Source organism: Roseicyclus sp. (genome assembly GCF_052168335.1).
Taxonomy (GTDB): Bacteria; Pseudomonadota; Alphaproteobacteria; order Rhodobacterales; family Rhodobacteraceae; genus Roseibacterium.
On the sequence record NZ_JBQLZP010000321.1, the window covers coordinates 1 to 9,634 of the forward strand.

At 71.0% G+C, this 9,634-nt stretch carries 12 protein-coding genes; 4 read left to right on the forward strand and 8 right to left on the reverse strand.

What is annotated here, in order from left to right; all coding sequences use genetic code 11:
- The coding region (locus ACTS11_RS09885) for an HAD family hydrolase (protein ID WP_442640150.1) at positions 1 to 457 on the reverse strand (457 nt) is incomplete at its 3' end.
- Positions 458 to 563: 106 nt separating this feature from the next.
- On the opposite strand from ACTS11_RS09885, the gene clpS reads away from it, so the two are divergent.
- Genes clpS through ACTS11_RS09900 form a run of 3 tightly spaced genes read left to right on the forward strand, consistent with a single transcriptional unit; the run spans position 564 to position 2,749 of the window.
- Positions 564 to 899 carry an ATP-dependent Clp protease adapter ClpS gene (clpS, locus tag ACTS11_RS09890; RefSeq protein WP_442640161.1) on the forward strand — a complete coding sequence of 112 codons (336 nt, stop codon included), beginning with the start codon at positions 564 to 566 and terminating at the stop codon, positions 897 to 899.
- Between the two features lie 18 nt (positions 900 to 917).
- Complete coding sequence (locus ACTS11_RS09895; RefSeq protein ID WP_442640151.1) at positions 918 to 1,943, forward strand: class I SAM-dependent methyltransferase; 1,026 nt, start codon at positions 918 to 920, stop codon at positions 1,941 to 1,943.
- Positions 1,940 to 2,749: an SDR family NAD(P)-dependent oxidoreductase gene (locus ACTS11_RS09900; protein WP_442640152.1), complete on the forward strand. Its 810-nt coding sequence runs from the start codon at positions 1,940 to 1,942 to the stop codon at positions 2,747 to 2,749. Before ACTS11_RS09895 ends, ACTS11_RS09900 begins: the two co-directional genes overlap by 4 nt.
- An 8-nt stretch (positions 2,750 to 2,757) precedes the next feature.
- Here ACTS11_RS09900 and ACTS11_RS09905 read toward each other — a convergent pair whose 3' ends face one another.
- Together ACTS11_RS09905 and ACTS11_RS09910 are read right to left on the reverse strand one after the other, a co-directional pair.
- The gene (locus ACTS11_RS09905; RefSeq protein ID WP_442640153.1) at positions 2,758 to 3,345 is read right to left on the reverse strand and encodes a DUF4453 domain-containing protein; all 588 of its coding nucleotides are present in this window, start codon (positions 3,343 to 3,345) and stop codon (positions 2,758 to 2,760) included.
- An 83-nt stretch (positions 3,346 to 3,428) separates the two neighbouring features.
- Positions 3,429 to 4,199: a DUF1013 domain-containing protein gene (locus tag ACTS11_RS09910; RefSeq protein ID WP_442640154.1), complete on the reverse strand. Its 771-nt coding sequence runs from the start codon at positions 4,197 to 4,199 to the stop codon at positions 3,429 to 3,431.
- Positions 4,200 to 4,339: 140 nt separating this feature from the next.
- On the opposite strand from ACTS11_RS09910, the gene ACTS11_RS09915 reads away from it, so the two are divergent.
- The gene (locus ACTS11_RS09915) at positions 4,340 to 4,984 is read left to right on the forward strand and encodes a ribonuclease T2 family protein (RefSeq protein WP_442640155.1); all 645 of its coding nucleotides are present in this window, start codon (positions 4,340 to 4,342) and stop codon (positions 4,982 to 4,984) included.
- 96 nt (positions 4,985 to 5,080) lie between these two features.
- On the opposite strand, the gene ACTS11_RS09920 is transcribed toward ACTS11_RS09915, so the two are convergent.
- The 5 genes from ACTS11_RS09920 to ACTS11_RS09940 form a co-directional block, all read right to left on the reverse strand.
- On the reverse strand, positions 5,081 to 6,151 hold the full coding sequence (locus tag ACTS11_RS09920) for a class I SAM-dependent methyltransferase (RefSeq protein ID WP_442640156.1): 1,071 nt from the start codon (positions 6,149 to 6,151) through the stop codon (positions 5,081 to 5,083).
- Between the two features lie 2 nt (positions 6,152 to 6,153).
- Positions 6,154 to 6,771, reverse strand: coding sequence for a recombination mediator RecR (recR, locus tag ACTS11_RS09925; protein WP_442640157.1), 618 nt, complete (start codon positions 6,769 to 6,771; stop codon positions 6,154 to 6,156).
- 9 nt (positions 6,772 to 6,780) lie between these two features.
- A complete protein-coding gene (locus ACTS11_RS09930; protein WP_442640158.1) occupies positions 6,781 to 7,125 on the reverse strand; it encodes a YbaB/EbfC family nucleoid-associated protein in 345 nt (114 codons plus the stop codon).
- 114 nt (positions 7,126 to 7,239) lie between these two features.
- Complete coding sequence (locus ACTS11_RS09935; protein WP_442640159.1) at positions 7,240 to 9,015, reverse strand: DNA polymerase III subunit gamma/tau; 1,776 nt, start codon at positions 9,013 to 9,015, stop codon at positions 7,240 to 7,242.
- Positions 9,016 to 9,082: 67 nt separating this feature from the next.
- Complete coding sequence (locus ACTS11_RS09940) at positions 9,083 to 9,445, reverse strand: YidH family protein (protein WP_442640160.1); 363 nt, start codon at positions 9,443 to 9,445, stop codon at positions 9,083 to 9,085.
- Positions 9,446 to 9,634 lie beyond the last annotated feature (189 nt).

Sequence of the window (9,634 nt, forward strand, 5' to 3'; positions counted from 1 at the left end):
TGTCCGACACGATCTCGACCGCGTCGAAGAACTCGCCGAGCCCCGACTGCGCCAGCTTGCGCTCCTGGTCGAGGAGGTCGCCCTTGGTGATGAGGACGAGCGTGTGGCTCTCCGAAAGCTCCCGTACGACCTCCTCGGCATGGGGCAGAAGCTCGATCGGATGGGCAAGCATCTCCTGCCCCGCGGCCAGGATCTCGGAGATCACGTGCGCGGGAACCCGCTTCTCCGTGACCTCGATCGCCGTTTCGATCATCGAGAGCATGAAGCCCTTGATCCCGAAGCCGTAATGGCCGAGGTTGCGACGCTCCGCCTCCAGAAGCCGGGCGTGGAGGTGGTCGGCGTCGGTATAGTCCGCGAGGAGGTCGGCGAAGCGGTCCTGGGTGATGCGGTAGAAGGTCTCGTTCTGCCAGAGAGTGTCGTCCGCGTCGAAACCGATCGTGCTTACCGCCGTTGTCATGCCGAAAGCCGCCCTCTTTCCTGAATCGCAACGTGGCATATATATTGCCGCCAAGCGACAGACCACGCAGCCGAACGGATCGCTGATGCGCACCGACTTCTGGACGATGATGGCGGACAAGCCCGACAAGCCCCCCGGGGAAGAGGGCGAGACCAACGTCATCACCAAGACCAAGCCCAAGACGCAGCGTCCGCCGATGTACAAGGTGCTGATGCTGAACGACGACTACACGCCGATGGAGTTCGTCGTCCACGTCCTCGAACGCTTCTTCGGCGTCAGCCACAGCCAGGCGGTCGAGATCATGCTGACCGTCCACAAGAAGGGGGTGGCGGTCGTCGGCGTCTTCTCCTACGAGATCGCGGAGACGAAGGTCGCGCAGGTCATGGACTTCGCGCGGCGCAACCAGCACCCGCTGCAGTGCACGATGGAGAAGGAGGACTGAGCGTCCTCCGCCCGTTTCATGACCCCTGACAGATGGACCCTCGCGCTGGATGGCGGCGCGCTGCCACGGCCCGAGGGACGCGTCCTGGCGTTCATGGCGCGGGGCGACGCCGATCTCGGTGCCTTCGGCGGTGATGTGCTGGCGGTGCAGGGGTTCCGCCCCGACTTCGACCGGCTCGCCGCGCGCGGTTTCGACGTGGTGCCCGAACTCGGCGGGGAGGGGGGCTTCGACGCCGCCCTCGTGCAGATCGTGAAGTCGAAGGTCCGCAGCCTCGCCGCCGTGGCCGAAGCGCTGTCCTGCCTGAAGCCCGGCGGCCTCCTGATGGTGGACGGCGCCAAGGAGGAGGGGATCGAGGCGATCCTGCGCGCCGTGAAGGCCGTCCTCCCGGTCGAGGAGGTCTACTCCAAGGCGCACGGCAAGCTCTTCTGGCTGCACCGTCCCGCCGACCTGCCCGAGGGGATCGCCGAGTGGATCGCGCTCCCCGAGACGCTGGAGGAGGGCTACGTCACCGCGCCCGGCGGCTTCTCGGCGGACGGCCCCGACCGTGGCTCGGAGATCCTCGTGGCGCTCGTGCCGGAACTCTCGGGCCGCGTCGCCGACCTCGGGGCGGGCTGGGGCTATGTCGCGGGCGAGGTGCTGGCCGAGCAGGAGCGGATCGCGCGGCTCGACCTGATCGAGGCCGACCACGAGATGCTCGAGGCCGCGCGCGCCAACATCGACGATCCGCGCGCGGCGTTCCACTGGGCCGATGCCACGCGGTTTGAGCCCGAGGCGCCCTACGACGCCATTCTCTGCAACCCGCCCTTTCATACCGGGCGCCGGGCCGACCCCGCGCTCGGCCGCGCCTTCATCGCCGCGGCGGCGCGGATGCTCGCGCCGTCGGGGCGCTTCATCATGGTCGCGAACCGGCATCTGCCCTACGAGGCGGCGCTGAAGGAGGCCTTCGGCACCGGCCGCCAGATCGGCGAGCTCGAGGGCTACAAGCTCTACGAAGCGGCGAAACCACGGACGGCCGCGCGCCGCTCCAGAGGACCCAACGCATGACACTCTCCATCCAGGGCAAGACCGCGATCATCACGGGCGCCGCCAACGGCGTCGGCCTCGCCATCGCGCGGCACTTCGTCGACCGGGGCGCCAACGTGATGTTCACCGACCGCGACGAGGCCCGCCTCGCCGACGAGTGCGGCGAGATCGAGGACGACAAGGGCCAGGTGCGCTACTTCGCGGGCGACCTGCGCGAGAAGCTGACGGTGGCGAACCTCCTCTCCGCCACGCTCGACGCCTTCGACCGCATCGACATCCTCGTGAATGCGAGCCGGCAGATCCTGCCGACCGATCCGCTCGACCCTTCGGACGGGTCGGTCGCCACGCTTCTCGAGCAGAACATGTTCGCCGCCCTCCGCCTAAGCCAGGCCGTGGCGAACCGCATGATCGCGCAGGCCGAGGCCGCGGGCGACGGGGAGGGGGCCGTGGGCTCCATCGTCAACGTCTCCTCCATCGCGGCGCGGCGGACGCATCCCGACCTCATGGGCTATTCCATCTCCTGCGCCGCGCTCGACGCGGCGACGCGCGGCCTCGCCGTGGCGCTCGCGCCCCACCGCATCCGCGTGAACGGCGTCGCCTTCGGGTCCGTCATGTCGGCCAGCCTGAAGGAGAGCCTGAACGAGACCGAGGGCCTGCGCGCCGAGATCATGCAATGCACGCCCCTGGGGCGCATCGCCAGTGCGCGCGAGGTGACGGCGGCGGTGCAGTTCCTCGCCTCGGACGGCGCGGGCTTCGTCACCGGCCAGGTGCTGACCGTCGATGGCGGGCGCACGCTCCTCGACAACGTGACGATCCCGGCGCACTGAGGGGCGGGTCAGCCCGCCGTCCGGTCGCAAGAGGCGTCGCTCATGTCGACGCCCGCGAACCAGCCTTCGGCAATCACCGCGCCGCCGGGCCCGGTCAGGACCGTCCCGTAGGTCCAGGGCGGCGACTTCGACGGCGTCCAGTGGCCGACGACGATGGATTGCCCCGGCTGCGCGATCCCCAGTTCCGGCGCCTCCACCGAGGCACCGGCGAGCAGCCGGAACGCCGGGCCGCGATACCCCCAGCAGGCGAAACCCAGATGGTCGGGCACCGGCAGGTCGCGGAGACGCGCGTAGCGCGCGAAGGCGGCCCGCATCTCCGGCGTCGGCGGCCGCGAGGTGTCGATCCGGCAGCCGAGAAGCGCCTCGTGCTCGCGGATGAGCGCGACATCCTCGGCGAGGCCCGGCGGCGGGGTCGGCCCCGACATCACGCAGTCGGAATTGTCGAACAGAGCCTGGCCCGCGACCGACGAGAAACAGTGCCCGAGCCGGTCGAAGATCATGTTCCGCACGACCCAGGCCTCGGTGCAGAAGCCCGTGGCCCGCGCCTGCGGCGCCAGCAGCAGCCCCAGGACAAGGGCGAGCGTTCCGATGCGCATGGCGTCCCCCCTTCGCGTCGCCGCGTCACGGGGATCAGACTAGCCGAGGAAGGCCCTTCCGGCCAAGCCCGCCGGACCGGGCCTCAGCGGCGGCGGTCGCGCGCGTCGTCCTCGTCATCCTCGTCGTCGTCGTCCGGCAGGTTGAAGAGGCTGTCGGCGTCGACCTCGCGCGCGGGCTCGTCCTCGTCCTCGTCCCGCGGATCGCTGAGCGAGAAGGTCTCGAGACCCGAGATCGCGGTCGGGATGCGCGGCTCGGGATCCATCCCGAGGCTCTGCTCGGTCGAGACGAGCTTGCGCCGCTCGTCGTCGGACATCACGCCGCCCTCGCGCGCGCGCTTGGCGTTGGCCTTCTGCACGGCGGCATCGAGTTCGCCCTGCTTGCACAGGCCGAGCGCCACCGGGTCGATCGGCTGGATGTTCGAGATGTTCCAGTGCGTCCGCTCGCGGATCGTCTGGATCGTGGGCTTCGTCGTGCCGACGAGCTTGGAGATCTGGCCGTCCGACAGCTCGGGATGGAACTTCACCAGCCACAGGATCGCGGCGGGGCGGTCCTGGCGCTTGGACAGCGGCGTATAGCGCGGCCCGCGGCGCTTCTCCTCGCCGAGCGCGGCGGGGTTGAACTTCAGCTGCAGCTTGTGGAGCGGGTTCTTCTCGCCCTTCTCGATCTCCTCCTGCGTGAGCTGGTTGTTCACGATGGGATCGAAACCCTTCACGCCCGCCGCGACGTCGCCGTCGGCGATGCCCTGCACCTCCAGCTCGTGCAGCCCGCAGAAGTCGCCGATCTGCTTGAAGCTCAGCGTGGTGTTGTCGACGAGCCAGACGGCGGTGGCCTTGGCCATGATCGGTTTGTTCATGTCTGTCGCCTCCTCGGGACGCGGGTCTGCGAAATGCGGGGCCGGGCCGTTGGAGCGGCTGCGGGAGGGGTCCCGCCGGTCCTCGATTTCGGGGAAATCGCTGTGTATATAGGCGCGAAGCACGCGGGAGGGAAGGGCAAATGCGCAAGGCGTTCACGGTCGTGGCGGTGCTCGCGGCACTCTCGCCCGCAGGGCTCCGCGCGCAGGGCGGCGAGGCGGGCGCCTTCGACTACTACGTGCTGGCGCTCAGCTGGACACCCACCTGGTGCGCGCTCGAGGGCGACGACCGCGACAGCCCGCAATGCGACGCGGGCCAGAGCTTCGGCTTCACCCTCCACGGCCTCTGGCCGCAATACGAGGAGGGCTGGCCCGCCTGGTGCCCCACATCCGAGCGCGCGCCCTCGCGCCGGGAGACGGGCGCCATGGCCGACATCATGGGTTCCTCCGGCCTCGCCTGGCATCAGTGGCGCAAGCACGGGGTCTGCTCGGGCCTGTCGTCCGAGGACTACTTCGCGCTCTCGCGGCTGGCCTACGAACGGATCGCCCGGCCCGACCTCCTGCGTCGCCTCGACCGCGAGGTTCGCCTGCCCGCCCGCGTGATCGAGGAGGCCTTCCTCGAGGCGAACCCGGATCTCGCGGCCGACATGCTGACCGTCACCTGCCGCGAGGGCCGGGTGCAGGAGGTGCGCATCTGCCTCACCCGCGCGCTCGAGCCGCGGGACTGCGGCGCGGACGTGGTGCGCGACTGCACGCTCCAGGACGCCCTCTTCAGCCCGATGCGCTGAGGGGCGGCGTCCTTTTTGCGTATTTGAAGAAAGATGAAGGGGCCCCGGCTTCATCTTTCCCGAAATACGCACTTCGGGAGCGAGGCCGCCGCGGGCTCAGGTGCGGAAGACGAAGTAGATGTTGGGCGCCACGGGCGCGGTCTCGGGGAGGGCGCCGAAGGTCTCCTCCAGGGCCTCGAAGATCGGCGCGTAGCGTTCGAGCGCGGCCTTCTCGGTGCCGAGGAGACCGTCGAGCGTGTTGCGCAGGCGCCGGAGCGGCGTCACGTCCTCCTGCGGCTGGTCGATCGGGTAGCACTCGGAATAGCCGATCTCGTAGCCGAGATGGGTGAGCGCCGCGATGTCGAAGACGCGGTCCTCGCCCATGCCCTCGCCCTGCGCGCCGCGGATCACCTGCCGCGCCGCCCCCTCGAGGCGCATCTGCGCCAGCGTGCTGAGCGGCGCCCGGCGCGCGGCCGCGCGGCGCCCGAGAAAGCCCCCGCCGCCCTCCTCGCCGTTCGGCCCCGCGCCGCCCTGCGCCTCGAAGCGGCGGATCAGGTCCATCACGAAGGCGGTCCAGATCTTGCCCTGGAGGCAGGGCTCGAGGAACACGGCCGCGCCGCCGGGCTTCAGCCAGCGCTTCACGTTCGTCAGCAGCGTCGCCGGATCGGCCTCGCGCGCCAGCGCGCCGCGCCCGACCACGAGGTCGAGCGTCGCCATCTCGAGGCGCAGGCTCTCGGTGCCGCTGTCGAGGACGAGCGCCGCGCCGCCGGCCGTGATCTCGCCCAGATGCGCGAGCGCCGTCGGCGAGGTCTCGGTGGCGTAGAGCCTCCGCACGCGCGGGTCCTGCGACAGGCCGCAGGTCCAGGCGCCGCCGGCCGCGCCGATCTCCAGCACCTCGCCGAAGTTCTTCCGGCCGAGCACCTGGCCCAGGATGATGTCGAGGTCGCGGTAGTGGCCGGCGCGCGCCGCCTCGGTCGGGAAGAAGGCGCGCGCGATGGCCTCGGGGTGGGCGGCGGCGCCGGGGACGGGGGGCACCTCGCCCCATGCGGGGTTCAGCGCGTGGACGCCGCCCGCGTGCTCCACCGCGTGGCCGCAGCGGCGGCACTGGAGCCCCTCCTCCGCCATCCAGAGCTGGTTCTCGGTGCAGGCGGGGCAGATGAGCGCCGTGTATCCTGGGGCGATCGGCATTCCTAGAGCGCCTTTCTGGCCTTGAGCGCGGCGGAGATCGTGCCGTCGTCGAGATAGTCGAGTTCGCCACCGATGGGCACGCCCTGGGCGAGCGAGGTGACCGCGACGCCGGTGCCTTCGAGCGTCTCGGCGATGTAGTGGGCCGTCGTCTGTCCCTCGACCGTGGCGTTGAGCGCCAGGATGACCTCGCGGACGCGCTCGGTCGTGATCCGGTCGACGAGGCGCGGGATGTGCAGGTCTTCCGGTCCCACGTCGTCGAGTGCCGAGAGCGTGCCGCCGAGCACGTGGTAGCGTCCCGCGAAGGCGCCGCCCCGTTCCATCGCCCAGAGGTCGGCCACGTCCTCGACCACGCAGATCTGCCCGTTCGCGCGGCCCTCGTCGGCGCAGATCGGGCAGAGGTCCGAGGTCGAGACGTTGCCGCAGTTGAAGCAGGCGCGTGCGGTGTCGGCGACGCGCCCCATCGTCTCGGCCAGGGGCGCCATCAGCGTGCCCCGCTTCTTGACGAGGTGCAGAACCGCGCGCCGGGCCGAGCGGGGGCCGAGGCCGGGCAGCCGGGCCATCATCTCGATCAGCGCCTCGATGTCGCGGGGCGCGCCGTCATGGGACGGGGTGCGGGACAAGGGCCGTCCTCAGAACGGCAGCTTCATGCCGGCCGGCAGACCCATCTCCTCGGTGAGCCTGGCGAGTTCCTGCTGGCTCCGCTCCTGCGCGCGGGACTGCGCGTCCCGGATCGCGGCGAGGATCAGGTCCTCGACCACTTCCTTGTCGTCCTGGTTGAAGATCGACGGGTCGATGTCGAGGCCGGTCAGCTCGCCCTTCGCCGTCGCCGTCGCCTTGACGAGCCCCGCGCCGGATTCGCCGGTGACGGTCATGGAGGCGAGGTTTTCCTGCATCTCCGCCACCTTCGTCTGCATCTCCTGCGCCTGTTTCATGAGCTTGGCCATGTCGCCGAGCCCGCCCAGTCCCTTCAGCATGTCAGACTTCCCCCAATGCGGTTTCGTTCCAGATACGCCCCCGCGCGGCCCGTCACAAGGCGTCGCCGCACGACAGGGCGCGGTTGCGGCGCCCGGTCGCCCATGGGCGGGCGCTCAGTCGTCCTCGAAGGGGTCCCAGTCGTCGGGAACCGTCTCGGCCGCGTCCTCGGCGTCGGGCAGGGCGGGCAGCGCCTCCTCTGCGGCCTCGCGCGCGAGGTCGTCGCGGGTGCGGATGCCGGTGATGCGGGCCTCGGGGAAGGCCTCGCGCACGGCCTGCATCAGCGGGTGCCCGGCGACGCGGGTCTCGAGCGCGCGGCGCGCTGCCTCCTCCCGCTCGGCCACCGTGGGCGCGCCGCCGGTGCCGATCGTCACGGTCCAGCGCGCGCCCGTCCCGGTCTCGAGCACGCGCTTGAGGCGCTGGGTCAGGTCGCGCGGCGCGGCCTCGGTCGGTTCCACCTCGATCCGGCCGGGCGCGTAGGAGACGAGGCGCAGGCAGGTCTTCACCTCGATCAGGAGCTTGATGTCCCGCGCGCCCTCGACGAAGGCCACGACGCTGTCCCAGGTCGGGTAGCGGGCGAGTTCGGGGCCCGGCACGACGGCGAGCGCGGCCTGCGGACCCCGACCGCCCGAAGGCGCGACGGAGGCGGAGGCCGTCGGCGCGGGGGCGGGGCGCGGGGGCGTGGGGCGGCTGCCGCCATTGCCGGGGCCGGCGGGCGCGGGCGGGGTCTCGATCAGCTTCTGCACGAGGTCGCCGGGCGTCGGCAGGTCGGCCACATGCGTCAGGCGGATCACCGCCATCTCGGCGGCCATCATGGCATTGGGAGCCGTCCTCACCTCCTCCAGCGCCTTGAGGAGCATCTGCCACATCCGCGTCAGCGCGCGCATCGGCAGGCGGTGGGCGAGGTCGCCGCCCCGCATCCGCTCGGCCGTGGGGATGGTCGGGTCCTCCGCCGCCTCGGGGGTGATCTTCACCACCGACAGCCAGTGCGTGATCTCGGCGAGGTCGCGCAGGACCGCCACGGGGTCGGCACCGTCGGCGTATTGCGCGCCGAGCTCGGACAGCGCCGCTGCCGCGTCGCCCGCCATGATCGCCTCGAAGAGGTCGAGCACGCGCCCCCGGTCGGCGAGGCCGAGCATCGCGCGCACCTGGTCGGCGCCGGTCTCGCCCGCGCCATGCGCGATGGCCTGGTCGAGAAGGCTCATCGCGTCGCGGACGGAGCCTTCGGCCGCCCGCGTGATCAGGGCGAGCGCCTCCTCCGCGATCTCCGCGCCTTCCTTCGCGGCCACCTTCTTGAGGTGCGCGATCATCACCTCGGGCTCGATCCGGCGCAGGTCGAAGCGCTGGCAGCGGCTGAGGACGGTGACCGGAACCTTGCGGATCTCGGTCGTGGCGAAAAGGAACTTCACGTGCGCGGGCGGCTCCTCCAGCGTCTTGAGGAGCGCGTTGAACGCGCTCGTCGAGAGCATGTGGACCTCGTCGATGATGAAGATCTTGTAGCGCGCCTGCGCGGCCCGGTAGCTGACCGTCTCGATGATCGCGTCGCGGATGTTCTGCACGCCGGTATGGCTGGCCGCGTCCATCTCCATCACGTCGACATGGCGCCCCTCGGCGATGGCGACGCAGCTCTGGCAGACGCCGCAGGGGTCGGTCGTCGGCCCTCCGCTCCCGTCCGCGCCGATGCAGTTCAGCCCCTTGGCGATGATCCGCGCCGTCGTCGTCTTGCCGGTGCCCCGGATGCCCGTCAGCATGAAGGCCTGCGCGATCCGGTCGGCGGCGAAGGCGTTGCGCAGCGTCCGCACCATCGCATCCTGTCCGATCAGGTCGTCGAAGGTCTGCGGGCGGTACTTGCGCGCCAGGACCTGGTAGCCTGCCTGTGGTGTCTCGCTCATCGCGCGGCCTCTCGGGGGGTCGTCCGCCAAGGGTATGCACTCACGCCCCGGAGGTCCATGGCCGCCGTCAGAGAAGCCACAGGATCGTGCCGGTCGCCGCCGAGGCGAGGCTGAGCGCGACCGAGATCAGCGTCATGGAGCGGGAGGATCGGGCGCGCGCGTCGTGGCTGCACATCCGGCGGAGGGTCGCGCGCGCCTCGCGCCCCGCGCTCAGGAACACGAAGATCGCGACGAGGACGAAGCCGGTGGCCACCGCCTTCGGCACCCAGGTCGGCTCGAACGCGCGGAACAGCGCCTGGAGGCCGAGCGCGATCGCCATCGCCGTCATGCCCGTCCGCATCCAGCCCGCGAAGGTCCGCTCGTTGGCGAGCACGGTGCGGTCCTCGGCCCAGTCGGTCCGCGCCTCGGCGAGTTCCTCCTTGTCTGTCATGCCGGACAGGGTAGGAGAGAAGGCGCGGCCTGTCGAACCCCGGCGGAGCCGCGCGGGGACGGGACAAGCAATGGCCGAACATCGACCGCCCGCGGCGCTCGTCGCCGCCATGACGCTCTTCTTCGCGGCGATGGCGCTCTGCGCGCTGGCGTTCTGGATCGCGGCCGTCTTCTGGCCGGGCGGGCCCGG